Below are 25355 nucleotides of genomic sequence, written 5' to 3' on the forward strand. Positions count from 1 at the left end.
GAACCGGTTTTTCGTCCGGAAATGTGATCGAACAGGGCGCGAAGCCCATCCTCATGTTCGACAGCGGCATCGGCGGCCTCACCGTGCTGCGCGAGGCGCGCGTGCTGATGCCGGAGCGGCATTTCACCTATGTCGCCGACGATGCCGGCTTTCCCTATGGCGGCTGGGAAGAGCCGGCGCTGAAGGCGCATATCGTCGAGCTCTTCGGCAAGCTCCTGAACGAGCACGACCCGGAAGTCTGTGTCATCGCCTGCAACACCGCCTTCACGCTCGTCGGCGCGGACCTGCGCGCCGCCTTTCCGCACATGCCCTTCGTCGGCACCGTCCCGGCCATCAAGCCCGCCGCCGAGCGCACGCGCTCCGGCCTCGTCTCGGTGCTTGCGACACCCGGCACGGTCAAGCGCGCCTATACGCGCGACCTCATCCAGTCCTTCGCCAGCCAGTGCGACGTGCGCCTCGTCGGCTCGGAAAACCTCGCCCGCATGGCCGAGGCCTATATCCGCGGCGAGAGCCTTTCCGATCAGGCGGTGCGCAGCGAGATCATTCCCTGCTTCGTCGACGAGATGGGCCGCAAGACCGATATCGTCGTGCTCGCCTGTACGCATTATCCCTTCATGGCGAACCTCTTCCGCCAGCTCGCCCCCTGGCCGGTCGACTGGCTCGACCCCGCCGAGGCGATCGCCCGCCAGACCCGCCGCCTCGTCCCGCCGCTGGAAACCATCGCGCCCGGCGAGGACATCGCCGTCTTCACCTCCGGCAGGCCGGATTTCGCGACGTGCCGGCTGATGCAGGGTTTCGGTCTGCGCGTCGTCTGACGCGGCATTCCTGTGGGTTTTTCAAAAGCCGGGCGCGACGGGCGTTGATTTCGTGTTAGGGCTTGCCGGCCCTCCGCAGGCGGCCGGGCGAATCGGATTTTTCAGGAACGAGGAACGGGATGAAGGTCGGCATCGACATGGGAACGGTGCAGGGCGGTGCACCGGCCAGGCTCGATATCGAGGAACTGCTGGCGACGCGCCTGCTCGTGCAGGGCAATTCGGGATCGGGCAAGTCGCATCTCCTGCGCCGTCTGCTCGAGCAGTCCGCGCAATGGGTGCAGCAGGTCATCATCGATCCCGAGGGTGACTTCGTCACGCTGTCGGACCGCTTCGGCCATGTGGTGGTCGACGGTGAGCGCACGGAGGCGGAGCTTGTCGGCATCGCCACCCGTATCCGCCAGCACCGCGTTTCCTGCGTGCTCTCGCTGGAGGGCCTTGAAGCCGACGAGCAGATGCGCGCGGCCGGCATCTTCCTCAACGCGCTGTTCGATGCGGATCGCGACTACTGGTATCCGGTGCTCGTGGTCGTGGACGAAGCGCAGCTCTTTGCTCCTGCCGTCAGCGGCGAGGTCTCTGAAGACGCGCGAAAACTGTCGCTCGGCGCGATGACGAACCTGATGTGCCGCGGCCGAAAGCGCGGCCTTGCCGGCGTCATCGCCACGCAGCGCCTCGCCAAGCTCGCCAAGAACGTCGCCGCCGAAGCCTCCAACTTCCTGATGGGCCGCACCTTCCTCGACATCGACATGGCGCGCGCCGCCGATCTCCTCGGCCTCGACCGGCGGCAGGCGGAAATGTTCCGCGACCTGCCGCGCGGCTCCTTCGTCGCACTCGGCCCGGCGCTGTCGCGCCGCCCGCTGCCGGTGACGATCGGTGCCGTTGAGACCTCCGCGCGTTCGACCAGCCCGAAGCTGATGCCGCTGCCGGATGCGCCGCAGGATGTCGAAGACCTGATCTTCACGCCGGACCCGGAAGAATTCACCCGTCCCATCGTCCGCCGCGCGTCACCTGCGCCGCGTCCGACGACGGATATACTCGCCGAGCTCTCCCGTGCACGGCCGGAGCCGGTGCAGACGGAGGCGAAGGCCCCCGCACCGGAGATTTCGGCGGAGGAGCGCGAAAGCCTGCTCGATCAGGCGCTCGCCGAAATCCTCGCCAACCCCGAGGCTGCTTTCCGCGCCGATGCCGAGCTGTTCCAGGATTTCCTCGTGCGCTGCCGCATCCGCCGCGTGCCCGGCGCGCCGCTCTCGCTGCCGGCTTTCCGGCGCAAGATGGCGGTTGCGCGCTCGGGCGTCGATGCCGAGACGGCGGCGACGGAGGTATGGGCGAGGGCGCTCGATCTGTCCCGCAGCGTCACCGAGGATTTGCAGGGCGTGTTCCTGCTTGTCGCGCAAGCGGCGGTGCGCGGGCTTGCCTGCCCCTCGGATGCGCGGATCGCGCGGGCCTACGGCACCCATTCGGCCCGCCGCGCGCGCCGTCTCCTCGGCTATTTCGAGGAGCAGGGGCTGGTGGTCGTGCACAGCGACCTCGCCGGCCACCGCATCGTCGCGTTCCCCGATCTCGGCTGCGAGACGCTGCCGGGCGACGCCAACGGGCCGGACCTTGCGGATTCTCACCGCGATGCCGCCGAATAGTCGGATTTCCGGGCTTTCCGCGTTGACATCTTCCTGAAACCCGCCTAATGACCCCGCCAACGCCGGGCAGAAATGTCCGGTGTTTCATTTGACATGTCCCGTGGATTCTCCGGTCGCGATCGTGAGAAACCTGTCGGAACCCGAAAAAGGTTCAGAGGAGGGCGTGTTTCCTTCAGCCGATCCGGCAACGGAACGGCATAACAAGAACCAGAGGAAATGCGATGAGCAAGCGCGCTGCATCCAAGTACAAAATCGACCGCCGTATGGGCGAAAACATCTGGGGCCGTCCGAAGTCCCCGGTCAACCGCCGCGAATACGGCCCGGGCCAGCACGGCCAGCGCCGCAAGTCCAAGCTTTCGGACTTCGGTGTTCAGCTCCGCGCCAAGCAGAAGCTGAAGGGTTACTATGGCGATATCCGCGAGAAGCAGTTCCGCGCGATCTTCGCTGAAGCCGAACGCCGCAAGGGCGACACCCCGGAGAACCTGATCGGCCTGCTCGAATCGCGCCTCGACGCGATCGTCTACCGCGCCAAGTTCGTTCCGACGGTCTTCGCTGCCCGTCAGTTCGTCAACCACGGCCACGTCAAGGTCAACGGCGTCCGCGTCAACATCGGTTCCTACCGCTGCAAGCCGGGCGACGTCATCGAAGTCAAGGAAAAGTCCAAGCAGCTGGTTTCGGTTCTCGAATCCGTTGGCCTGGCTGAACGCGACGTTCCGGACTACATCGAAGCCGACCACAACAAGATGACCGCGACCTTCGTTCGCGTTCCGGTTCTCTCCGACGTTCCCTATGCGGTCGTCATGGAACCGCACCTGGTCGTCGAATTCTACTCGCGTTAATTCGCGAGAGACGCCTTGCGCAATCCGGAAAAGCCGCCAAGAGATTGGCGGCTTTTTCTTTTGGGGGTACCCGCGTGACAGACCTTCAGGCTATCGTCGAGGAAATCCATGCGAGCCTGTCGCCGCGGTGCGGCGAGGGCAAGGTGGCCGACTATATTCCGCAGCTTGCCCATGTGGACCCTCAGAAATTCGGCATGGCCGTTGTCACGGTCGATGGCGAAACCCATCTTGCCGGCGACGCGGACGAGGCCTTTTCCATCCAGAGCATCTCAAAGGTCTTCACCCTGACGCTGGCGCTCGGCAAGCATGGCGAGGGCATCTGGAAGCGCGTCGGGCGCGAGCCTTCCGGCTCGGCCTTCAACTCCATCGTCCAGCTCGAACAGGAAGCCGGCATCCCGCGCAATCCCTTCATCAATGCCGGGGCTATCGCCATTACCGACCTCGTGCTCGCCGGTCACACGCCGAAGGAGGCGATCGGCGAGGTCGTGCGCTTCCTGCGCTATCTGGCGGACGAGGAGGATATCATCGTCGACCAGGCCGTGGCGCGCTCGGAGCAGGCGACGGGCTTCCGCAATTTCGCGCTCGCCAATTTCATGCGCTCCTTCGGCAAGCTCGACCATGCGGCCGAACTGGTGCTCGGCGTCTATTTCCATCAATGCGCGCTGGCGATGAGCTGCCGGCAGCTGGCGCGGGCAGGGCTGTTCCTCGCCAACAGCGGCACCAATCCGCTCACCGGCCACCGCGTCGTCTCGCATCTTCGCGCGCGGCGCATCAATGCCCTGATGCTGACCTGCGGCCACTACGATGGCTCGGGTGATTTCGCCTATCGCGTCGGCCTGCCGGGCAAGAGCGGCGTCGGCGGCGGCATCCTCGCCGTCGCGCCCGGAAAGGCCTCGGTCGCGGTCTGGTCGCCGGGCCTCAACGAGAACGGCAATTCGCTGCTCGGCTCGCTGGCGCTGGAAATGCTGGCAACGCGCACCGGCTGGTCCGTCTTCGGGGCTTGATTGTGCCGGCCGTTCGGGGCATTGCAGGCGCATGATCTTTGCCCTTGCCGAAATCGAAGACGATGCACCGGAGGATGGCCGCCATCCGCTCTTTGCCGATGCGCCGTCGAGCGTCTCCTTCAACAAGCTGCGCAAGCGCCTGCTCCGCCAGGTGCGGCAGGCGATGGACGATTTCGCCATGCTCAAGGGCCAGAAGCGCTGGCTCGTCGGCCTTTCGGGCGGCAAGGACAGCTACGGCCTGCTGGCGCTCCTCATGGACCTCCAATGGCGCGGCCTGCTGCCCGTCGAGTTGATCGCCTGCAATCTCGACCAGGGCCAGCCGAACTTTCCCAAGCACATCCTGCCGGAATACCTGAAATCCATCGGCGTGAAGCACCGTATCGAATATCGTGACACCTATTCCATCGTGAAGGAGAAGGTGCCGACGGGGGCGACCTATTGCTCGCTCTGCTCGCGCCTCCGGCGCGGCAACCTCTATCGCATCGCCCGGGAGGAGGGCTGCGACGCGCTGGTGCTCGGCCACCATCGCGAGGATATCCTCGAGACCTTCTTCATGAACTTCTTCCATGGCGGGCGGCTCGCCGCCATGCCCCCGAAGCTCTTGAACGACGAGGGCGATCTGATGGTGCTGCGTCCACTCGCCTATGCGGCGGAGGACGACCTTGCGAAATTCGCCGCCGCCATGCGCTTCCCGATCATTCCCTGCGACCTCTGCGGCTCGCAGGACGGCCTCCAGCGCAATGCGATGAAGGCGATGCTCGCCGATATCGAGACGCGCATGCCGGGCCGCAAGGACGCCATGCTGCGGGCGCTGGGCCACACCAACCCGCCCCATCTCCTCGATCCGAAGCTTTTCGATTTCTCCTCCCTGGAAACGGTAAGACAAAATGACGATTGACATCAATGCGCTGGCTCTCGTGCTCGCACAGGCGGCCGAGGCCGAAATCCGCCCGCGCTTCCGCGCCCTCGGCAAGGGCGACATCCGCACCAAGGCGGACGCCAACGACCTCGTGACGGAAGCCGACGAGGCGGCCGAGCGCTTCATCAAGCGCGAGGTGACGGCGCAGTTTCCGGACGTGCTGTTCGTCGGCGAGGAATCGGTCGCGGCCGATCCTGCGCTGCTGGGCAGGCTTGCGGATGCAGAGCTTGCCATCGTCGTCGATCCGATCGACGGTACCTTCAATTTCGCCGCCGGCGTGCCGCTCTTCGGCGTCATGGCGGCCATCGTTTCCGGCGGCGAGACGGTCGGCGGCATCATCTACGATCCGATGGGCGACGATTTCGTGATGGCGGAAAAGGGCGGCGGCGCCTGGCAGACGGGCGATCATCGCCCGGCGGTCCGGCTGAAGACACGCGGCGCCGCGCCGCTCGAGGCGATGACCGGCATGGCATCCACCAGCTTCCTCGACCGCGCGCGCCGCGCCCGCGTCCTGTCGAACCTCGCCAAGGTCGCCTTCGTCTCCAACTACCGCTGCGCTGCGCACGAATACCGCACCTTCGCGGGCGGCAACCTGCATTACCTCATGTACAACAAGCTGATGCCCTGGGATCACCTCGCCGGCACGCTGATCGCGCAGGAGGCCGGCGCCTATGCCGCCCGTTTCAACGGCTCGGCCTACAGGCCCCATCACGTCGAGGGCGGCCTGCTGCTGGCGCCGGACAGGGAAAGCTGGGAGATGCTCCGCCGCGAGGTCTTCGTCGACTGAGCGGAGCGCATTGAATGAAAAGGCCCGGCTGCATCCGCAGCCGGGCCTTTTGTTTGCCTTCAAACCTTGCCTCCCGTCATCCTCGGGCGCGATCCAAGGATCCACGCCGCGAAGAGGAGGGTAGGCTGGGAAGCGGAGCGGAACTGCATGCAGCCCCGCCGCCTTCTCAAACCGGTTTGTTATGCGGCTGGAACAGCTTCCCGTGCTCGGCGATCAGCACGAAGATGAGGCCGATCACCGAGAGGGTGAAGAAGCCGATGACCAGCGGCAGCGAGGTGCCGTTGAAGGACTGGCCGATGATCGCGCCGATCACCGTGCCGCCGGCCGTGCCCATGAAGCCGAGTACCGAGGAGGCCGTGCCGGCGACGTGGCCGAGCGGCTCCATGGCGAGCGAGTTGAAGTTCGAGCCGATCCAGCCGAACTGGAACATCGTCAGCGCGAAGATTACGATGAAGATCGCGAATGGCAGATGCGTCGGCCAGAGCAGCGTCAGGACGAGCCAGATCGTGTTCACGGTCAGGAAGCCGAGCAGGGCGCCATGCGACAGGCGCCGCATGCCGAATCGCCCGACGAGCCGCGAATTGACGAAGGACGACAGCGCCATGAAGGCGGCGACGCCGGCGAAGGCGAGCGGGAACCACACGCCGAGCCCGTAGATGCCGACATAGATCTGCTGCGCCGAGTTGATGAAGCCGAAGAGCCCGCCGAAGATGAAGGTGCTCGCCAGCGTGTAGCAGAGCGCCACGCGGTCGGTGAGAACGATGCGAAAGCCGCCGAGTATCGAGCGCGCCGTGAAGGGGCGCACGTCCTCGGGATGCAGCGTCTCCGGCAGGCGGATATACATCCACGTGCCGACGACCACGGTCATGACCGCCATGAAGATGAAGATCAGGTGCCATTCGCCGAACAGCATGACGACCTGGCCCGTGCCCGGCGCCATGACCGGAACGACCATGAAGACCATCATGATGAGCGACATGACCTCCGCCATCGCGCGCCCGCCGAAGACGTCGCGGACGATGGAGACGGTGATGACGCGCGTGGCGGCCGAGCCGACGCCCTGGATGAAGCGTAGCGCCAGCAGCGCGGCGAAGCTCGGCACGAGGATCGCGAAGAGCGACGACACGGCATAGATGGCAAGCCCGAAGAGCATCGGCTTGCGCCGGCCGAAACGGTCGGAGATCGGGCCGTAGAAGAGCTGCGCGCAGGCAAAGCCGATCAGGTAGGCCGAGATGACATATTGCCGGTGGTTCTCGTTCTCGACGCCGAGGCTGGCGCCGATCTCCTGGAGACCGGGCAGCATGATGTCGATGGCAAGCGCGTTGAGCGCCATCAGGAGGGCCATCAGTGCGATGAATTCTACTTTGCCCATGCCTTTCAGGCGCTGGGCCGATTCAGGGGAAAGTCCAGACATATCAATTTATTCCATGAAAGAGATAAGGCGCCGCTGGGTGCGGCGCCTTTTGAAAAGCTTGCCGGCGAAAGATCGGTAAGGCGTCAGGCGGCGCCCTTGACGGCGATGCCCTGGCCCTGAAGATGGGTCTGCAACTCGCCCGACTGGAACATCTCGCGCACGATGTCGCAACCGCCGACGAACTCACCCTTCACGTAAAGCTGCGGGATGGTCGGCCAGTTGGAATAGTCCTTGATGCCCTGACGGATGTCGGCGTCGGCGAGCACGTTGATGCCCTTGTAGTCGACACCCACATAGTCGAGGATCTGCACGACCTGGCCGGAGAACCCACACTGGGGGAATTCCGGCGTGCCCTTCATGAACAGGACGACGTCGTTGGTCTTCACTTCATTGTCGATGAAATCGTGGATGCCGCTCATTTCAATATTCCCTGGCAAATCGGCTTCAAGGGCCGATGCGATGAACCGTTCGCCCTAGATAACAATCTCGTGTGACAATTGCCAGAAGCGCCCGGGAAAAAACGCCGGGGGCTGCCTTACGATCCGCAGGGTGTTGCGCGTTCGCCGCGCCTTTGCCCGGTCGGTCGAGGCTAGCGGTTGCGCTGGGGGCTGCGGCTTGCCGCCGTCCTGCGGCGGCTCACCTGCTTGCGGGCGCGCGGCGCCGGCTTCTTCTCCGGCTTCAGCACAGCTTCGATCACATCGGCGAGAAGGCCGCCCGAGGCCTTCCTGCGGCGCGTGCGGCGGGTCGAAGCCGACCGCACGCCGGTCTTCTTCAGCACCTCCTTGAGGGCTGCATCCACCACGCCGCTGACGAGGTCCTTGATCAGGTCGGCCACGGCCGGATCAGTCCGGCGCGGAGGTCTGGAGGGCGAGGGCATGCAGCACACCGCCCATATTGCCCTTCAGCGCTTCGTAGACCATCTGGTGCTGCTGCACGCGGCTCTTGCCGCGGAAGCTTTCCGCTACCACCTCGGCCGCATAGTGGTCGCCGTCGCCGGCAAGGTCGCGGATCGTCACCTTGGCGTCCGGAATGCCTTGCTTGATGAGGGTTTCGATGTCGCCGGCGCTCATTGCCACAGTGAAGTCTCCGATTCCGTTATTGCCCATGCAGGATAGTGGCGAACATCCGGAAAGGTCAATCGCAGAGGTCGTCCATCCCGGCTTCTACAAAAGCGGCCGCGCACGACTGCGGGCAAGCTGTGCATCGCAGCCCGCCACAAAAGGAAACGGGCTCATCGTTCCGCTGGAACCATGAGCCCGCAAATCACCTGGCGTCGATGTCCGCCGATCAGGCGGCTTCGCCGTCCATGAATGCTGGGAACCAGCCTTCGTGGGCCGTTTTCAGGCTGGCGACCGGCAGCGACAGGAGGTCGCCGACGGAAAGCGCATCGCCGCCCACCGTGCCGAGGCGGCGGAACGGCACGCCCGCACCTTCCGCATTGGCACAGACGAAGTTGGCGAGATCGGCCGGTACGGCGACGACATAGCGGGCCTGGTCTTCGCCGAAGAGCAGCGCATGGGTCGGGCCGTTCGCCTCTGAAAGGTCGATCCTGGCGCCCTTGCCGGAGGACATCGCCATTTCCGCCAGCGCGACGGCAAGGCCGCCCGAGGAGATATCGTGGCAGGCCGTGACCTGGCCATTGCGGATGGCCGAGCGCACGAAGTCGCCGTTTCGGCGTTCCGCATAGAGGTCGACTTCCGGAGCCGGGCCGTCGACGATGCCGAGCACGTCGCGGAGATAGACGGACTGGCCGAGATGGCTGCCGTCGACGCCGATGAGGAGGAGGTGGTCGCCATCCTTCGCGCCGCCGATCTTGGCCATGACGGACCAGTCGGGCAGCAGGCCGACGCCGGCGATGGTCGGGGTCGGCAGGATCGCGATGCCGTTCGTCTCGTTGTAGAGCGAGACGTTGCCGGAGACGATGGGGAAGTCGAGCGCGCGGCAGGCTTCGCCGATGCCCTCGATGGCCTTGACGAACTGGCCCATGATCTCGGGCTTTTCCGGGTTGCCGAAGTTCAGGTTGTCGGTAGAGGCGAGCGGCTCGGCGCCGGTCGCGGTGATGTTGCGCCAGCACTCGGCGACAGCCTGCTTGCCGCCCTCGAACGGATCGGCCTCGACATAGCGCGGGGTCACGTCGGAGGAGAAGGCGAGCGCCTTGGTGGCATGGCCCTCGACGCGCACGACGCCGGCGTCGCCGCCCGGGATCTGCAGCGAATTGCCCTGGATCAGGGTATCGTACTGCTCATAGACCCAACGGCGGCTCGACTGGTTCGGCGAACCGACGAGCTTGAGGAGGGCCTGTCCGTAGTCGTTCGGCTCGGCGACCAGATTGGCCGGCAGCGGGGCGGGCTTGCCCGGCTCGCGCCAGGGGCGGTCGTATTCCGGCGCTTCGTCGCCGAGCTGCTTGATCGGCAGGTTGGCGACTTCCTCGCCCTGGTGCAGGATGCGGAAGCGCAGGTCGTCCGTCGTATAGCCGACAATGGCGAAGTCGAGGCCCCACTTGACGAAGATAGCCTTGGCTTCCTCTTCCTTGGCGGGTTCGAGCACCATGAGCATGCGCTCCTGGCTTTCCGACAGCATCATTTCATAGGCGGTCATCTGCTCCTCGCGCACCGGCACGAGGTCGAGGTTGAGCTCGATACCGAGGTCACCCTTGGCGCCCATCTCGACGGCCGAGCAGGTGAGGCCGGCCGCGCCCATGTCCTGGATGGCGATGACGGCGCCGGTCTGCATCAGTTCGAGGCAGGCTTCCAGCAGGCACTTCTCGGTGAAGGGGTCGCCGACCTGAACGGTCGGGCGCTTCTCCTCGATGGATTCGTCGAATTCGGCCGAGGCCATGGTCGCGCCGCCGACGCCGTCGCGACCGGTCTTGGCGCCGAGATAGACGACCGGCAGGCCGACGCCCTTGGCTTCGGACAGGAAGATCGCGTTGGACTTGGCAAGGCCGGCGGCAAAGGCGTTGACGAGGATGTTGCCGTTGTAGCGCGCGTCGAACTCGACTTCGCCGCCGACGGTCGGCACGCCGAAGGAGTTGCCGTAGCCGCCGACGCCGGCGACGACACCCGAGACGAGGTGGCGGGTCTTCGGATGGTCCGGCTCGCCGAAGCGCAGCGCATTCATCGCCGCGACCGGGCGTGCGCCCATGGTGAAGACGTCGCGCAGGATGCCGCCGACGCCCGTCGCCGCGCCCTGGTAGGGCTCGATATAGGACGGGTGGTTGTGGCTCTCCATCTTGAAGACCACGCAGTCGCCGTCATCGATATCGACCACGCCGGCATTCTCACCCGGGCCCTGGATGACGCGCGGCCCCTTGGTCGGCAGCGTGCGCAGCCAGCGCTTGGAGGACTTGTACGAGCAGTGCTCGTTCCACATGGCCGAGAAGATGCCGAGTTCGGTGAAGGTCGGCTCGCGGCCGATCAGCGAGAGGATGCGGTCGTATTCATCCGGCTTCAGCCCGTGGGCGGCAATCAGCTCCGGGGTGATCGGGCGGGTGTTCGAAATGGTCATCGTCGCTCGTCTTGTCGGTGGAGGGCAGGATTGCGGTCTCTTTACCCCATGCTGCTTTGCAGCGCGACAGGAAAATGACCGCCAACCACATGAGAAAGCGGCTTTCAGGCCGGGCTGTCGTAGCCTGTCGGACCATGGGCGAGCAGGCGGCGCAGCCGCGTCAGGCCGGTGACGACGTCCTCGCGGTTCTCCGGCGAGGAAAGGCCGATGCGCACCCGGTAGAAGGTCTTTTCGGTGCGGCCGGCCTTGAACTCGTCCTCGTCGTCGATGAGGATATCCTCGTCGAAGGCCGCCTGCCGGAAGGTGCCGGCGAGCCAGGGATCGGGCAGCTTCAGCCAGAGGAATGGCACGCGCGGGTGCGAGTTGAAATCGAGCCCGGCGAAGATGTCCCGCGCATGGGCCTCGCGGGCGCCGACTTCCTCGGCCACCCTGCCGCGGATGGTGTCAGCCATGCCGCTCAGCACCAGCCGCGCACCGAGTTCGGCAAGCAGATAGGGCAGGCCGCCGCTGACCATCTTGTGGGCGATGCGCACGCGCTGGGCAAGATGCGGCGGGCAGGCGATCCAGCCGCCGCGCACCCCGGCCGCGACGCTCTTCGACAGGCCGCCGACGAGGAAGGTGCGGTCCGGCGCGATTTCCGCCAGCAGCGGAATGCCGGTGTCCGCCGTCGCGCCGTAGAGATTGTCCTCCACGAGGAAGACATTGTGCCGCCTGGCAATGGCGGCAATGGCGCGGCGGCGCTCCTCCGGCATGGTGGCGAGGGTCGGGTTCTGCGCCGAAGACATCAGGAAAGCGAGCTTGGGATGCTGCTGCAGGCAGACGCGCTCGAAATCTTCGGGAATGACCCCCTCGGCATCCGACTCGACGAGCGCGGTCTGGCGGCCGAGGAGGGCGGTGCCACGGCTGATCTGCGAATAGGTGACATGCTCGAAGGCGATGCGGTCGCCGGGCGAGGTGATGACCGAAACCGCGGCGATGACCGCCGCATGCGCGCCCAGCGTCGGCACGATGCTGTCGAGGCTCGGCTGCCAGTCGCCCTGTTTCAGCCAGCGCCGCCCGGCCTCCAGCCAATGCTGCGGGAAGTTGCGGGTGTAGCTGGCGATCTCGTTCGGCTGCTCGCGGCAGATGGCGGAAAGGATATCCGTGATGACGGCCGACTGGCCGACATCCGTCGCCGCCGTCGTGTCGAAGCGCAGCTTGCCCGGCGGGGCATTGGCGGCGCGCGTGCCGGAAAGCCTTGCGCTGACCGTATCGACCGGCGTCGGCTCGTCCTCCGCGCCCGTGCCGAGCACATAGGTTCCGCGCCCGACCTCGCCGCTGACGAGGCCGCGCTCGCGCACCATGCTGTAGGCGCGGCTGATCGTGCCGATCGTCACGCCGACATCATAGGCGAGGTTGCGCTGTGGCGGCAGCTTGCTGCCGGCGGCGAGCGCCCCGGTATTGATCGCCTGCTCAATCTGGTCGGCGATGCGGACATAGAGCGGCCCGTCGGAGGCCTGGAGATCGGGTAGCCAATTTGTCATGGTGGCAATTCTTATATTGCACCGTTTTGTGAGTCAATTCATCTCTGTCTTTGCCGATTGTCACTATTCCCGGTGACATTTCAGGAGATTCGGTGATGGCAATTGAGACATTTTACGCCGGCACGGAGCTAAAGTCGCGCGGCGCGTTCCGCGTGACCCTTCGTCGCGCATGGCGCGTCTATCGGGCATGGCGTATCAGGCGGCACACGCGTTATGCGCTGCTGGAACTGACGGACGAGCAGCTTCACGATGTCGGGCTCACCCGCAGCGAAGCCCGGCGCGAGGCCGGAAAGTCCTATTTTTGGGATTGATCCCGTCAGCAGCCCTTGCCGCCGCCGGCCCAGCGCTTGACGTCGGTCGCGATGCGCGGACCGACGGCTTCGCCCATCAGCGGGCCGAACGCGTCGAGCTTGGCGGGGCTTCCTTCAGCCTGCACGACGAGCAGCGGCCGGGCTTCCGGCGAATTGCGGTGGACGACCAAGATGCGCGGGCGGCCGGAGAAGGAATTCAGCTCCGGCGCGAGGCGATAGGCCTTGAAGGCCGGATCGCCAGACTTGAACCAGCAGCTATTCGCGCCGAGTGCGACCCGCTCCATCATCGGAAGGGCGCGATTGTCTGCCTTCGGCGCCGGGGCCTTCGCCTGGCAGCCAGCCATGGCCGCAGCGGCGACGAGCGGCAGGAGGAGCTTGGCGGAGAGGAGAGGGCGCATGGAAGACCTTTCGGGAGCGAACATGCGCCTTGATAGCAAGGGCCGGTTAAGAGAGGCTGACGAAACCGTATGAAGCCGGCGGATCGGGGCTTTTTGGCGCCCGTGTCCGGCAGGTTTCGTCAGGTTGCCTCAGGCCGCGATGACGTCGAGAACCGATGCGAAGAGCCCACGGCCGTCGGAACCGCCATGGGCGGCCTCGATGAGGTTTTCCGGATGCGGCATCAGGCCGAGCACGTTGCCCTTTTCGTTCATCACACCGGCAATGTCGTTGATCGAACCGTTCGGGTTGGTGCCTTCGGCATAGCGGAAGACGACCTGGCCGTTACCTTCGACCTTGGCGAGCGTCTCGGCGTCGGCGAAATAGTTGCCATCGTGATGGGCGACCGGGCAGCGGATGATCTGGCCCTTTTCATAGGCGCGGGTGAAGTCGGTGTCAGCGTTGGCGACTTCCAGCTTCACTTCGCGGCAGACGAATTTCAGCGAGGCGTTGCGCATCAGCGCGCCCGGCAGGAGGCCCGCTTCGAGCAGGATCTGGAAGCCGTTGCATACGCCCAGCACCTTCACGCCGGCCTCGGCCTTCGCCTTGATGGCCTGCATGATCGGCATGCGGGCGGCGATGGCGCCGCAGCGAAGATAGTCGCCGTAGGAGAAGCCACCCGGAATGACGATGAGGTCGACATCCGGCAGGTCCGTTTCGGTCTGCCAGACGGTCACCGGCGCCTTGCCGGAAATCTTGGTCAGCGCCGCGATCATGTCGCGGTCGCGGTTGAGGCCGGGAAGTTGGACGACGGCGGATTTCATGGGTGTTCTTCAAACCTTGCCTGGGCCTCGGCGAGTTCACGCAGTTCGAGGCGGTTTTCGATACGGTCGAGACGCTGGTCCACGCGGTCCAGGCGCGAATAGATGTGATGAACGTCTTGCTGCACTGTCACGAGCGCTCCCCGCATCGTGATCATCTCACTGCGAAGATCGGAAAGCCCGGTATCCAGTTTGTCCATTCGGGAATGGATGCTTTTCAGCACTTCGTACAGCAGCTCGTTCGTCACTTCTGCCATTCTTTATCTCCCTTCAACCGTCAGGCGAGGGCGATAGTATAGTTCTCGATTACCGTGTTGGCCAGAAGCTTGTCGCACATGGCCTTAAGGTCGGCTTCGGCCTTGGCGCGGTCTGCGGTCTGGAGCTCCAGGTCGAAGACCTTGCCCTGGCGGACCTGGCCGACGCCGTCGAAGCCGAGGCTGCCGAGGGCGCCTTCGATGGCCTTGCCCTGCGGGTCGAGAACACCGTTCTTGAGCGTAACCGTTACGCGTGCCTTGATCATGTCTTTCGTTCCATCCTTGGGAGACGTGTTACTTCACCAGAACCGGGCCGGTGCCGCGCACGGGCTCGTTCTCGTTGATGATGCCGAGGCGGCGGGCCACTTCCTGGTAGGCTTCCACGAGGCCGCCCATGTCGCGGCGGAAACGGTCCTTGTCCATCTTCTCCTGGGTGGCGATGTCCCAGAGACGGCAGCTGTCGGGCGAAATCTCGTCGGCGATGATGATGCGCATCATGTCGCCCTCGTAGAGGCGGCCGCATTCGATCTTGAAATCGACGAGCTGGATGCCGACGCCGAGGAAGAGGCCGGAGAGGAAGTCGTTGACGCGAATGGCGAGCGCCATGATGTCGTCGAGTTCCTGGGGGCTTGCCCAGCCGAAGGCCGTGATGTGCTCCTCGGAGACCATCGGGTCCTCCAGGGCATCGGCCTTGAAGTAGAATTCGATGATCGAGCGCGGCAGGACGGTGCCTTCCTCGATGCCGAGGCGCTTGGAGAGCGAGCCGGCGGCGACGTTGCGCACGACGACCTCGAGCGGGATGATCTCGACTTCCTTGATCAACTGCTCGCGCATGTTGAGGCGGCGAATGAAATGGGTGGGAATGCCCATCTTGTTCAGCTGCGTGAAGAGGTACTCGGAAATCCGGTTGTTGAGCACGCCCTTGCCGTCGATGACATCGTGCTTCTTCTTGTTGAAGGCGGTCGCATCGTCCTTGAAGAACTGGATCAGCGTGCCCGGCTCCGGACCCTCATAGAGAATCTTGGCCTTGCCCTCGTAGATACGGCGGCGACGGTTCATGGAGTTTTCTCTTTGTTGGCGCGATTGGGCCGCGCAGGTGTCTTTCTTTCGGGCTCCCATAAACGAAATGCCGCGGTTTCACAATCGCCGAGACGCCCGATCCCCCGTTTTCCGGCCTTTGCCGGGGGATGCGGAAGCTCCTCTTGTATATCGGCCGGGGTTTTGATTTATGATCGTCAGGCCTCACGGGTCAGAAAATCTACGGGAGACACATATGAGCGGCATACAAGATCGGGAAAAGGCCTTTGAGGCCAAGTTTGCACTGGACGAGGAACTTCGCTTCAAGGCCGAAGCGCGCCGCAACAAGCTCGTCGGCCTGTGGGCTGCCGGCCTGCTCGGCAAGACCGGCGAAGCGGCGGAAGCCTATGCCAAAGAAGTCGTGGCCGCGGACTTCGAGGAAGTCGGCCACGAGGATGTCGTGCGCAAGGTCAAGGCCGATTTCGACGCGGCCGGCGTTGCCCGCACCGAAGATGAAATCCGCGTGCAGATGATCGAGCTTCTGGCGGTCGCCATTTCGCAGCTCGAAGCGAACTGAACGGCGCTCGCGCGTTTTCGAAAGCCGTCCGGCATGCCGGGCGGCTTTTGCGTTTCCAGAGCATTTCCAGCAAAAGCGCGAAGCGGTTTAGCGTCCGGAAACGCTCTGGCGGGTGACGGCGCGGCGGACCTCATTCTGCAGGTCGCGCGCGGAGCCGGCATTCGCGCGCCATTCCTGGCGTTCCACGAAGGCGGGGAGCGCCGATGCCGGCATCGGGCGGGCGAGGGCGTAGCCCTGCAGGATATCGCAGCCGAGGTCGCGCATGACGGCGACATGGGCGGCCGTCTCGACACCTTCGGCCACCACCTCGATATTCAGCGAGCGGCCGATCTCGATGATCGTGCCGACGAGCTTGCGCTGGCCGGGCGAGCGCGCGACCGGCTTGACGAGCTGCCGGTCGATCTTCAGGCGCCGCGGACGCAGCTTCATCAGGCTGATGATGGAGGCGTGGCCCGTGCCGAAGTCGTCGATCTCGATATCGATGCCGAGCCTGCGCATCTCGGCGAGGTTTTCCAGCACCGTGCGGTCGCAGTCATCGAGGAAGATCGATTCCAGAAGCTCGAATGACAGCGATTTTGGAGGGATGTCCAGCATCTGCAACGAGCGGGCGAGCTCCGGGTCGTGCAGGCGCTTGGAGGAAACGTTCGCCGAGATCTTGCCGATGCCGAGCCCCATGGACTGCCATTCCGCGAAATCGGCAAGCGACCGTTCCAGCACGATGCGGTCGATCATCGCCACGCAGTCGAGGTCCTCGGCGATCTTCAGGAAGGTGTCCGGCGTAAGGATGCCGCGCGTCGGATGATCCCAGCGGGCCAGCGTCTCGACGCCGGTCATGTCCAGCGTGCGGGCCGAGAATTGCGGCTGGTACCAGGGAAGGAAGCGGCGCTGCTCGATGCCGGAGAGGATATCGTCGGCCGTCTGCTTCTTGACGATGATCTGTGCCTGGAAATCGCTGGTGAAGAATTCGTGCCGGCTGCGGCCGCGGTTCTTGGCGCGGTAGAGCGCAAGGTCGGCATTGACGAGGAGTTGCTTGGCGTCGACGGCCGCGCCCGACTGGCTGGCGATGCCGACGCTGGCGCCGAAGCGGCAGATATGGCCGTTGAAGGTGACAGGCTTGCGCATCGCCTCGACGATCGCCTCGGCAAGCACTGCGAGGTTCCGCCCGGATGAGGCGCTGGAAAGGAAGACGAATTCGTCACCGCCGATCCGCGCGACGAAGTCGCCGTCTCCCTTCAGTTCGCCCAGTACCTTCGCGGCGTGTATGAGCATTTCGTCACCGGCAAGGTGGCCGAGCGTGTCGTTGATTTCCTTGAAGCGGTCGAGGTCGATATGCAGCACGGCAAGCCGGCTGCCGGACCGGCGCGCCGCCTCCGCCGCCTCCTTGATGGCCGCATCCAGGTAGCGCCGGTTCGGAAGCCCGGTCAGGTGGTCGTGCAGGGCGGTGTATTCGATGCGCGCCCGCGCCGCTTCCAGCTCGTCGTTATGGGCTTCGGCAAGCTCCTTGGCGTGCTTCAGCTCCTCCTGCAGCAGCACGTCGTCGGTCACGTCCCAGTTCGCGCCGATGAGGCGCGGCACGCCGGTGCCGTCGAGATAGGGCGCGGCCCGCCCGCGGATGTGGCGGATCTCGCCGTCGCCGCGGATGATGCGGAACTCGTTGGAGAAATCCCGGCTGTGGAAGATACCGTCGCGCACCTTGGCGGTGGCCTTGCGCTTGTCCCCGGGATGCACAGCGCGCTCCCAGGTGGTGCCGTCCGGCGCCTCGGTGAGCCCGTACATCTCGATCATCCGGTCGTCCCAGCGCACTTCGCCCGTGCGCAGATTGACCTCGAAAACGCCGATGCGCGAGACGTCGAGCGCCAGCTCCAGCCGGCGGGACATCTGGGCGAGGCGCTCTTCCGCCTCCTTGCGCTCGGTGATGTCCGTGTCGGTGCCGGCAATGCGGCTCGGTTTGCCGTCGTCATCGTATTCGACCACCGCGCCACGGCTTTCGATCCAGATCCAGCGCCCGTCCTTGTGCTTCTCGCGATAGCTGAAGACGTTGAACGGCGCTTCGCCGCTCTCCTGCCTTGCGATCTGCGCGAGCACATGGGCCCGGTCGTCGGGATGGACGGAATCGATCCAGGCATCGAGGTTCCCCTCGATCGGGTCGTCCGGCTGAAGGCCGCGGATCGTGCGCCACTGGCGGGAATAGAACAGGTCGCCGCGGGCGAAATCATGGTCCCAGACGCCCTGTCCGGCGGATTCGAGAGCGTGGTTCCAGCGGCTTTCCCGCTCGGCCAGTTCCAGCGCGTTGCGTTTGCGCTCGTCGATGTCGACGATCTGGACGATCAGGGCCGGCGGAGCATCTTCGCCGGGATTGACTGGCGGTGCGATGAAGGAGGCCAGAACCCAGAATTCCGCGCCATCCGAGCGCTGGAGGCGGATTTCCCATGGCGACTGCTCGGCCATCGGCGCGCGCATGGCGAGCGGCAGAATGGCGCGGTCCTTGGGCGAGACGGCAGCCTTGAAGGTCGTGAGTGCGGAGAAGGAGGCAATGCCGAGCGCCCTGAGCAGCACGGCATTCGCATCCACGATGCGGCCTTCGCCATCGAGCGCGGCGAAGCCGAAACCGGAACGGTCGAACAGGCGGCGGTAGAACGATTCGTGCTCCGCTTCCCGCACGGCAATGGAGGTCGAACCGGAAGGTTTGGCCATAAACGCGGCGCCTGCAATGAACTCAACAGCCGGCAGCGTGCAGGATTTCTATGAAATTCCTCTTAATGATGAAATGAGGGCCCCGGCCGGTCAGGCCGGCGCCTTGAGACGGCTGAGGAACTGGGCGAAGACCATCGTTCCCTCCGGCCAGGGGCCGTGGCCGGATTCCGCGTTGATATGGCCGGATTCGCCGGCGTCGAGCAGCAGCGAGCCCCAGGCGGCGGCAATGTCGTCGGCGTGTTCGTAGGTGCCGAACGGATCGTTGCGGCTGGCGACGACGAGCGAGGGGAAGGGCAGCGGATCGCGCGGATAGGGCCCAAAGCTCATGAAGTGCTTCGGCCGGATATCGGGATTGGCGACATCGGGCGGCGCGACGAGGAAGGCGCCGGCGACCTTGTCGCCGAGATGCGGCACGGCATGGATGGCGCTGGCGACGCCGAGCGAATGGGCGACGATGACGACGGGCTTCGTGGCCGCCGCGACGTCCTCGACCACGCGCCGCACCCAGTCCTCGCGCACGGGCTTTGCCCATTCGGCCTGTTCCACGCGGCGCGCCGTCGAGAGTTTCGACTGCCAGCGGCTCTGCCAGTGGTCGGGGCCGGAATTGCTGTATCCGGGGACGATGAGGATATCTGCTTCCGAGACTTTCATGCGCCCGGATGTGCGTTCACGAAGTGCTGAAGTCAAGGGGGCGGGACAAATCGGCCCTCCGGGTGTATGATTCGCGGTCTTCAATGCCAGTCACGGCCTGCCGTGGTGGCGGACGATTGCCCTCCACTTGGTGCGCCATTGACGGTTTCCAACCGGCAAGGAGGAGTATCATGGCGAGCTTTCATGTCATGGCCGGCCCCGGCGAGATGGTCGCCCATCCGGCAATCCGGCGGATCGGCCTCACCGATATCCGGGATGCGCTCATGCGCGGCTTCGACGATTTTCGCGCCAAGCCGTCGCATTACGTCTTCCTCAGTCTCATCTATCCGATCTGCGGCGTGGTGCTCGTCACCTGGAGTTCCGGGGCCAACATGCTGCCGCTGATCTTTCCGCTGGTGGCGGGCTTCGCGCTGCTCGGGCCGTTCTTCGCCATCGGCCTCTACGAGATCAGCCGCCGGCGCGAGCGGGGCATGGATGCGTCCTGGCTGCATGCGCTGGAGGTTCGCCATTCGCCGGCCCTGCCGTCGATCCTCGCCCTGGGTGCGATGCTGATGGTGCTCTTCGTGGCATGGCTCGTCTTCGCGCAGATGCTCTATACCAGCCTCTACGGGCCGGAGCCGCCGCAATCGCTCGCGCTGTTCCTCGCCTCCGTCTTCGATTCCGAGAACGGGCTGCTCTTGATGCTGGCCGGCAATGCCATCGGTTTCTGCTTCGCGCTGGTCGTGCTGGCGACCACCGTCATCGCCTTTCCGATGCTGCTCGATCGGGATGTCGGAGCCGTCGCCGCCATCGAGACGTCGCTGCGCGCGACATTGGTCAATCCCGTGCCGATCGCCTGCTGGGGCCTGATCGTCGCGGCGCTGTTGATCATTGGCTCGATCCCGCTCTTCGTCGGGCTTGCCGTGATCATGCCGATCCTCGGCCATGCCACCTGGCATCTCTACAGGAAGATTGTCGTCGACGAGGGGTAGGGAAACGTTTCGCGGGCGGAAGCGCCAGGAGGAGAGTGCAAGACCGCCCGCCAGAGGGGAGCGATGGCGCCATTGGCGCCATCGCCTTTTCAGACCTTAGACCGTGCCGAAGACACGGCGGAAGATCGTGTCGACATGCTTGGTGTGGTAGCCGAGGTCGAACTTTTCGCGGATCGCCTCTTCGGAAAGGGCGGCGCGCACTTCACCGTCCGCCAGAAGCTCCTCGAGAAAGTCCTTGCCCTGTTCCCACACCTTCATGGCGTTGCGCTGCACGAGGCGGTAGGCGTCCTCGCGGGAGACGCCGGCTTGCGTAAGGGCAAGCAGTACGCGCTGCGAGTGAACGAGACCGCGGAACTTGTTGAGATTCTTCAACATGTTCTCCGGGTAGATCACCAGCTTCTCGATGACGCCGGCAAGGCGGTTCAGCGCGAAGTCGAGGGTGATCGTCGTGTCCGGGCCGATGCCGCGCTCGACGCTGGAATGCGAAATGTCGCGCTCGTGCCACAGCGCCACGTTCTCCATGGCGGGCGTAACGGCCATGCGCACGAGGCGGGCGAGGCCCGTCAGGTTCTCGGTCAGCACCGGATTGCGCTTGTGCGGCATGGCGGAGGAGCCCTTCTGGCCCGGCGAGAAGAACTCTTCGGCTTCCAGGACTTCCGTGCGCTGCATGTGGCGGATTTCGATGGCGACGTTCTCGATGGACGAGGCGATGACGCCGAGCGTGGCGAAGAACATCGCATGACGGTCGCGCGGAATGACCTGCGTGGAGACAGGCTCCGGCACGAGGCCGAGCTTGGCGCAGACATGCTCTTCGACGCGCGGATCGATATTGGCGAAGGTGCCGACGGCGCCGGAGATCGCGCCGGTGGCGATTTCCGCGCGGGCGGCGACGAGGCGGGCGCGGTTGCGGTCCATCTCGGCATAGAAGCGGGCGAGCGTCAGGCCCATCGTCGTCGGCTCGGCATGGATGCCGTGGCTGCGGCCGATGCGGATCGTGTCCTTGTGCTCGAAGGCGCGGGCCTTGAGGGCCGCGAGCACGCGGTCCATGTCGGCAAGCAGGATATCGGCGGCGCGCACGAGCTGGATGTTGAAGGTCGTGTCGAGCACGTCGGAGGAGGTCATGCCCTGGTGCACGAAGCGGCTGTCCGGGCCGACGAACTCGGCAAGATGCGTCAGGAAGGCGATGACGTCATGCTTTGTGACGGCCTCGATCTCGTCGATGCGGGCGACGTCGAACTCGGCCTTGCCGCCCTTTTCCCAGATGGTCTCCGCGGCGGATTTCGGGATGACGCCGAGCTCGGCCAGCGCGTCGCAGGCATAGGCCTCGATCTCGAACCAGATGCGGAACTTCGTTTCGGGCGACCAGATGGCGACCATGTCCGGTCGGGAATAGCGAGGGATCATCGGCTCTAGACTTTCCTTGGGAGGGTGGGAATTGCCGCCGCTTTAGCAAAGATGGCCGGCAAGCTCAACGCATGGCGGCCCTATGGGCGGAACGGCACCGCGATCCAGCGGCCGTCCGCACCCTCGAAACCGAAGCTGCGCACCAGCACGAGCGCGACATGGACCGGTTTCACATTGAACGCGTTGAAGGTGACCGCGCCGGATATCTGGTAGGAGAAGGCGCAGTTTCGGCTCTCGGGCACGCGCTTGTCCTCGTGCACCAGCGTATCGGCGACGGTCCCGTCGTTCTTGACGAGCTTGAGGCGGAAGCCCTTGATGCCGTCCGGCGCGATGTCGCGGCACCGGTCCGTCATGTCGATGGCAATGTCCTCGATGGCGAGGGAAAAGGCGCCGCCGACCGTCGGTTCGACGGCGTGCTGGAGATATTCGATGCGCTTCGTATCGACATTGCCTTCGCCCATCGGGTTGAAGGCGGCGAGCACGCCGGGATTGGCCAGCACGTCGTACCGGTCGGCGAGCGCCTTCGCCTTGTCGCGGCTTTGCGCGCGCGCCTTGGCGATGCCGGCCGCTTCGTCGTCGATACGCACGCGGATCGGCGTGCCGGGAAGATAGGCGTCCTTTTCCGTGTCGATGAAGTAGACATTGGAATAGGGAAAGCCGGAGCCATCCTGAACGCCGAATTCCTCGAAGGCGTAGACCTTGCCGTCCCGCGAGAAGCCGAGGGACTGGAAGGTGGAAAAATCGCCCGCCTGCGCGCCCGCCGCCGAAAGGCAGGCCGTAAGGGCGATGGCCGCTCTTCCCGAGATCGTCACGCCCGCGCACCCTCCGCATTGCCGCGCAGGGTCTCGACGGTCTTGCGATAAGCCTCGACATGGCCGCCGCCGAATATGGCCGAGCCGGCGACGAAGACATTGGCGCCGGCGGAGGCGGGAAGGGCGATCGTATCGACGGTGATGCCGCCGTCGACCTGCAACTCGATCGGCCGCTCGCCGATCATGGCGCGCACGCGGCGGATCTTCTCTTCCATCGCCGGAATGAACTTCTGGCCGCCGAAGCCGGGATTGACGGTCATCACGAGGACGAGGTCGATCTTGTCGAGGAGATAGTCGAGCACGCTTTCGGGCGTCGCCGGGTTGATCGCCACGCCCGCGCGCTTGCCGAGCGCCCGGATCGCCTGAAGCGAACGATCGAGATGCGGGCCGGCCTCGGCGTGGACCGTGATGCCGTCGCAGCCCGCCTTGGCGAAGGCTTCGAGATAGGGATCGGCGGGGGCGATCATCAGGTGGCAGTCGAAGAAGGCGTCGGTATGCGGGCGCAGCGCCTTGATGACATCCGGGCCGAAGGAGATGTTTGGCACGAAATGGCCGTCCATGATGTCGAGATGGATCCAGTCCGCCCCGGCCGCGACGACGTCGCGCACTTCCTGGCCCAGCTTGGCATAGTCGGCGGCGAGGATGGAGGGCGCGATCCGGATGGGAAGGGTCATGTCAGGCTCCTGGGCGAGAAATCTGGCGTCGCCATACCATTCCCGGCAGGGCCGAACAACGGGCGAATTACCGCGCGGCCCACGTCGCCATCATGTCGCCCGGCATCGCCGCCGCATCGTGCACGCCGCGCGCGATGGCGCGGGCCATGGTGGAGGCGGCCGCGGCGCAGAGGTCGATGAAGTCGGCCGCCGCCGGTGCGCGGCCGCTCCTGCCGGTCGCGAGCGCGAAGACGAGATCGCCGTCGAGCGGCGTATGCGCCGGCCAGAGCGCGCGGGAAAAGCCGTCATGAGCGGCAATGGCGAGGCGCTTGGCCTCGGCCTTCGTCAGCACCGCATCCGTGGCGATGACGGCGATGGTGGTGTTCTCCACGCCGGTCGGTCGTGGCGACAGTTTCGTGCGCGGGATGCGCGCATCGGCGGGGAACGGGGCGGGGAGGCCGAGCCCGCCGAACTCGCCGTCTTCCTCGAAGGGTGCCGCCCAGAAATGCCGCGTGTTCCCGACGGTGGCCGAGCCGAGCGCGTTGACCGCCACCAGCGCGCCGATCGTGAAGCCGTTCTCCAGCACGCTGGAGGCCGAGCCGAGGCCGCCCTTGAAGGTCGCCGTCAGGGCGCCGGTGCCGGCCCCGGCGCTGCCGGTCTCGAAGGTCCCGGCCGCATCGGCGAGCGCCTGGTAGCCGAGTTCGCGATAGGGTGGGTAGCGGCCCCAGTCCTTGTCGCCGCCGTTCATGAGGTCGAAGAGGATGGCGGCGGGGACGATGGGCACGCGATGGGGACCGACGGCAAAGCCGCGCCCCGCCTCGCGCAGGCCCGCCTGCACGCCCGAGGCGGCATCGAGGCCGCAGGCCGAGCCGCCGGACAGCACCAGCGCATCGACCGTCTGGACCGTGTTGTGCGGCTCCAGGAGATCCGTCTCGCGCGTGCCCGGCGCGCCGCCGAGCACCTGCACGGCCGCCGTCGCGGGCTCCTCGCAGAGCACGACCGTGACGCCGGAGCGAAGGACATGGTCGGTGGCGTTGCCGACCTTGAGGCCGGCAACGTCGGTGATGAGGTTCCGCGGACCGCTCGCCATCACTCGCTCTCCGCCGCCTTGTCCACCGGCACGAAGGCACCGGCGCGCCAGACGAGCAGGCGGTAGGGGTTTTCCTTCAATTCGTGATCGGCGCCGAAGGCAATCGTGCCGATCGCCGTCGCGAAGCTGCCCTCGGCAAGCTTCTGCGTGAGGTCACCGCCCCCGGCGGCAGCCGTCGCCAGCACCGTGACGGCGGCATGGGCGGGGAGCACGTAGCCTTCCGCGACGATATCCTTTTCCGCCATCGCCGCGGCGACCGGCGCGCCCTCCGGCAAGGACCCGTAGTCGGGCAGGGCGATGGCCTCCACGCCATCCGTCATCGGCACGACGGAATCGGCGCCGACCAGCGCCTCGCCGCCGAGAAGGGCAAGCGGCTTCTTCTCGGCTTTCGCATCGCGCGCGATGACGGCGACGTCCGTCCGGTCGCCGCCGACGAAGACATGGGTGGCGCCGGTCTTGGCGAGGCGGCGGACGAGCGCGAGCTGCTGCTCCTGTGCCGGCCGGTAGGTATCGACGAAGGTCGCCTTCATGCCGACGTCCTCCAGCCGCAGCCGCACGGCCTCGACCAGCTCGCGGGCATGGATCGTGCCGTCGTCGATGAGGGCGAAGGATTCGGCCTTCCAATCGCGGGTGATGATCTCCACCGCCTTGTCCGCTTCCGCCTTCGGGCCGGGGGCGAGGCGGAAGAGCGGCCATTTCCTCTTCAGCGCATCCTCCATGAGGATGCCGGAGCGCACGGAAAGCGTGACGGCCGGCACATTCGCCTCCGCCAGCGCCGGAAGCGAGGCGGCAAGCCCCTCGGAGCAGAGGAAACCGACGGCGGCCGTCGCGTCGGCCGCAAGGATTTCCTTGGCGATGCCCACGCCGTCCGTCTCATCGCACGCTTCCGCGATCTCGACGACCGTGTCGCCGTTCGCCTCGGCGGCAAAGCGCGCGCCGTCGCGGACCTGCTGGCCGAGAATGGCGAGCGGCCCGTCCTTCGGCGCGACGACGGCGAAGGTGAGGCCCGCGGCGGCTGCCGGCGCGGCGGCAAGCACGGACGCTGCGAAGAGGCTGGCAAGGGCGGCGGTCTTCATTCTCAATCCATGGATCGCGATCCCGCCCTTTGTAAGGATCGGGCCCCGGGCGTCAAAGGGAATTATCGTTCCGGGATCCGCTTTGTCTCTGGCGGGACAGGAATTTTCGGCCCCGGGGGTTACATTTTTCTTCACTTTCGCCATGTATCTCATGTGTCAAAGGAGAATGCCGTGTTGGACAGGTTGGTGGTGGATTCGTCACTCTACAGG

Annotated in this window: 27 protein-coding genes; 9 read left to right on the forward strand and 18 right to left on the reverse strand. The window is 65.5% G+C overall.

The window, feature by feature from the left end:
• The first annotated feature begins 53 nt into the window (after positions 1–53).
• The 6 genes from murI (at position 54) to ShzoTeo12_RS06515 (ending at position 5995) form a co-directional block, all read left to right on the forward strand.
• Positions 54–815 (forward strand): glutamate racemase, encoded by a 762-nt coding sequence (gene murI, locus ShzoTeo12_RS06490; protein ID WP_318912388.1) that lies wholly within the window; start codon positions 54–56, stop codon positions 813–815.
• Positions 816–934: 119 nt separating this feature from the next.
• Positions 935–2446: an ATP-binding protein gene (locus tag ShzoTeo12_RS06495; RefSeq protein ID WP_318911733.1), complete on the forward strand. Its 1512-nt coding sequence runs from the start codon at positions 935–937 to the stop codon at positions 2444–2446.
• A 221-nt stretch (positions 2447–2667) separates the two neighbouring features.
• Positions 2668–3285 carry a 30S ribosomal protein S4 gene (gene rpsD, locus ShzoTeo12_RS06500; protein WP_318911734.1) on the forward strand — a complete coding sequence of 206 codons (618 nt, stop codon included), beginning with the start codon at positions 2668–2670 and terminating at the stop codon, positions 3283–3285.
• Positions 3286–3359: 74 nt separating this feature from the next.
• Positions 3360–4289: a glutaminase gene (locus ShzoTeo12_RS06505; protein WP_318911736.1), complete on the forward strand. Its 930-nt coding sequence runs from the start codon at positions 3360–3362 to the stop codon at positions 4287–4289.
• A gap of 31 nt (positions 4290–4320) precedes the next feature.
• Complete coding sequence (gene ttcA / locus ShzoTeo12_RS06510; RefSeq protein ID WP_318911738.1) at positions 4321–5187, forward strand: tRNA 2-thiocytidine(32) synthetase TtcA; 867 nt, start codon at positions 4321–4323, stop codon at positions 5185–5187.
• Positions 5177–5995, forward strand: a complete 819-nt coding sequence (locus ShzoTeo12_RS06515; RefSeq protein WP_318911740.1) for an inositol monophosphatase — start codon at positions 5177–5179, stop codon at positions 5993–5995. Before ttcA ends, ShzoTeo12_RS06515 begins: the two co-directional genes overlap by 11 nt.
• A 166-nt stretch (positions 5996–6161) precedes the next feature.
• Here ShzoTeo12_RS06515 and ShzoTeo12_RS06520 read toward each other — a convergent pair whose 3' ends face one another.
• The 6 genes from ShzoTeo12_RS06520 to ShzoTeo12_RS06545 form a co-directional block, all read right to left on the reverse strand.
• A complete protein-coding gene (locus ShzoTeo12_RS06520) occupies positions 6162–7367 on the reverse strand; it encodes a multidrug effflux MFS transporter (RefSeq protein ID WP_318912390.1) in 1206 nt (401 codons plus the stop codon).
• Between the two features lie 125 nt (positions 7368–7492).
• The gene (gene grxD, locus ShzoTeo12_RS06525) at positions 7493–7828 is read right to left on the reverse strand and encodes a Grx4 family monothiol glutaredoxin (RefSeq protein ID WP_119258336.1); all 336 of its coding nucleotides are present in this window, start codon (positions 7826–7828) and stop codon (positions 7493–7495) included.
• A gap of 170 nt (positions 7829–7998) precedes the next feature.
• A complete protein-coding gene (locus tag ShzoTeo12_RS06530; protein ID WP_318911741.1) occupies positions 7999–8244 on the reverse strand; it encodes a hypothetical protein in 246 nt (81 codons plus the stop codon).
• Between the two features lie 7 nt (positions 8245–8251).
• On the reverse strand, positions 8252–8485 hold the full coding sequence (locus ShzoTeo12_RS06535; protein WP_119258334.1) for a BolA/IbaG family iron-sulfur metabolism protein: 234 nt from the start codon (positions 8483–8485) through the stop codon (positions 8252–8254).
• Between the two features lie 211 nt (positions 8486–8696).
• Complete coding sequence (gene purL / locus ShzoTeo12_RS06540) at positions 8697–10916, reverse strand: phosphoribosylformylglycinamidine synthase subunit PurL (protein WP_318911743.1); 2220 nt, start codon at positions 10914–10916, stop codon at positions 8697–8699.
• Positions 10917–11020: 104 nt separating this feature from the next.
• Positions 11021–12439 carry a PLP-dependent aminotransferase family protein gene (locus tag ShzoTeo12_RS06545; RefSeq protein ID WP_318911744.1) on the reverse strand — a complete coding sequence of 473 codons (1419 nt, stop codon included), beginning with the start codon at positions 12437–12439 and terminating at the stop codon, positions 11021–11023.
• A gap of 95 nt (positions 12440–12534) precedes the next feature.
• Between ShzoTeo12_RS06545 and ShzoTeo12_RS06550 the strand changes: the two genes are divergently transcribed.
• The gene (locus ShzoTeo12_RS06550) at positions 12535–12750 is read left to right on the forward strand and encodes a DUF1127 domain-containing protein (RefSeq protein WP_318911746.1); all 216 of its coding nucleotides are present in this window, start codon (positions 12535–12537) and stop codon (positions 12748–12750) included.
• A 5-nt stretch (positions 12751–12755) separates the two neighbouring features.
• Here ShzoTeo12_RS06550 and ShzoTeo12_RS06555 read toward each other — a convergent pair whose 3' ends face one another.
• The 5 genes from ShzoTeo12_RS06555 to purC form a co-directional block, all read right to left on the reverse strand.
• The gene (locus tag ShzoTeo12_RS06555) at positions 12756–13148 is read right to left on the reverse strand and encodes a hypothetical protein (RefSeq protein ID WP_318911748.1); all 393 of its coding nucleotides are present in this window, start codon (positions 13146–13148) and stop codon (positions 12756–12758) included.
• A 129-nt stretch (positions 13149–13277) separates the two neighbouring features.
• Positions 13278–13949: a phosphoribosylformylglycinamidine synthase subunit PurQ gene (purQ, locus tag ShzoTeo12_RS06560; RefSeq protein ID WP_119258329.1), complete on the reverse strand. Its 672-nt coding sequence runs from the start codon at positions 13947–13949 to the stop codon at positions 13278–13280.
• The gene (locus ShzoTeo12_RS06565) at positions 13946–14203 is read right to left on the reverse strand and encodes a hypothetical protein (RefSeq protein ID WP_318911750.1); all 258 of its coding nucleotides are present in this window, start codon (positions 14201–14203) and stop codon (positions 13946–13948) included. The genes purQ and ShzoTeo12_RS06565 overlap by 4 nt, the downstream gene beginning before the upstream one ends.
• A gap of 20 nt (positions 14204–14223) precedes the next feature.
• Positions 14224–14466 (reverse strand): phosphoribosylformylglycinamidine synthase subunit PurS, encoded by a 243-nt coding sequence (purS, locus tag ShzoTeo12_RS06570; RefSeq protein WP_318911751.1) that lies wholly within the window; start codon positions 14464–14466, stop codon positions 14224–14226.
• Positions 14467–14494: 28 nt separating this feature from the next.
• Complete coding sequence (gene purC, locus ShzoTeo12_RS06575; RefSeq protein ID WP_119258326.1) at positions 14495–15259, reverse strand: phosphoribosylaminoimidazolesuccinocarboxamide synthase; 765 nt, start codon at positions 15257–15259, stop codon at positions 14495–14497.
• Positions 15260–15473: 214 nt separating this feature from the next.
• On the opposite strand from purC, the gene ShzoTeo12_RS06580 reads away from it, so the two are divergent.
• Entirely contained in the window at positions 15474–15794 is a 321-nt protein-coding gene (locus ShzoTeo12_RS06580; RefSeq protein ID WP_119258325.1) for a DUF1476 domain-containing protein, read from the forward strand.
• Between the two features lie 87 nt (positions 15795–15881).
• Here ShzoTeo12_RS06580 and ShzoTeo12_RS06585 read toward each other — a convergent pair whose 3' ends face one another.
• Together ShzoTeo12_RS06585 and ShzoTeo12_RS06590 are read right to left on the reverse strand one after the other, a co-directional pair.
• Positions 15882–18488, reverse strand: a complete 2607-nt coding sequence (locus ShzoTeo12_RS06585) for an EAL domain-containing protein (RefSeq protein ID WP_318911753.1) — start codon at positions 18486–18488, stop codon at positions 15882–15884.
• Positions 18489–18578: 90 nt separating this feature from the next.
• The gene (locus ShzoTeo12_RS06590; RefSeq protein WP_119258323.1) at positions 18579–19139 is read right to left on the reverse strand and encodes an RBBP9/YdeN family alpha/beta hydrolase; all 561 of its coding nucleotides are present in this window, start codon (positions 19137–19139) and stop codon (positions 18579–18581) included.
• A 170-nt stretch (positions 19140–19309) separates the two neighbouring features.
• Here ShzoTeo12_RS06590 and ShzoTeo12_RS06595 point away from each other — a divergent pair, with 170 nt between their 5' ends.
• Complete coding sequence (locus ShzoTeo12_RS06595; RefSeq protein ID WP_318911755.1) at positions 19310–20110, forward strand: DUF2189 domain-containing protein; 801 nt, start codon at positions 19310–19312, stop codon at positions 20108–20110.
• Positions 20111–20206: 96 nt separating this feature from the next.
• Here the strand turns inward: ShzoTeo12_RS06595 and purB are convergent, their stop codons facing one another.
• The 5 genes from purB to ShzoTeo12_RS06620 all read right to left on the reverse strand — a co-directional run bounded on the left by purB (position 20207) and on the right by ShzoTeo12_RS06620 (position 25145).
• Positions 20207–21514: an adenylosuccinate lyase gene (gene purB, locus ShzoTeo12_RS06600; RefSeq protein WP_119258321.1), complete on the reverse strand. Its 1308-nt coding sequence runs from the start codon at positions 21512–21514 to the stop codon at positions 20207–20209.
• A gap of 80 nt (positions 21515–21594) precedes the next feature.
• Positions 21595–22326, reverse strand: a complete 732-nt coding sequence (locus ShzoTeo12_RS06605; protein ID WP_318911757.1) for a DUF2259 domain-containing protein — start codon at positions 22324–22326, stop codon at positions 21595–21597.
• A complete protein-coding gene (rpe, locus tag ShzoTeo12_RS06610) occupies positions 22323–23000 on the reverse strand; it encodes a ribulose-phosphate 3-epimerase (protein ID WP_318911758.1) in 678 nt (225 codons plus the stop codon). The genes ShzoTeo12_RS06605 and rpe overlap by 4 nt, the downstream gene beginning before the upstream one ends.
• 67 nt (positions 23001–23067) lie before the next feature.
• The gene (locus tag ShzoTeo12_RS06615) at positions 23068–24072 is read right to left on the reverse strand and encodes a P1 family peptidase (RefSeq protein ID WP_318911760.1); all 1005 of its coding nucleotides are present in this window, start codon (positions 24070–24072) and stop codon (positions 23068–23070) included.
• Entirely contained in the window at positions 24069–25145 is a 1077-nt protein-coding gene (locus tag ShzoTeo12_RS06620) for an ABC transporter substrate-binding protein (RefSeq protein ID WP_318911761.1), read from the reverse strand. Before ShzoTeo12_RS06620 ends, ShzoTeo12_RS06615 begins: the two co-directional genes overlap by 4 nt.
• Positions 25146–25355 lie beyond the last annotated feature (210 nt).

The organism is Shinella zoogloeoides, assembly GCF_033705735.1.
GTDB lineage: Bacteria > Pseudomonadota > Alphaproteobacteria > Rhizobiales > Rhizobiaceae > Shinella > Shinella zoogloeoides_A.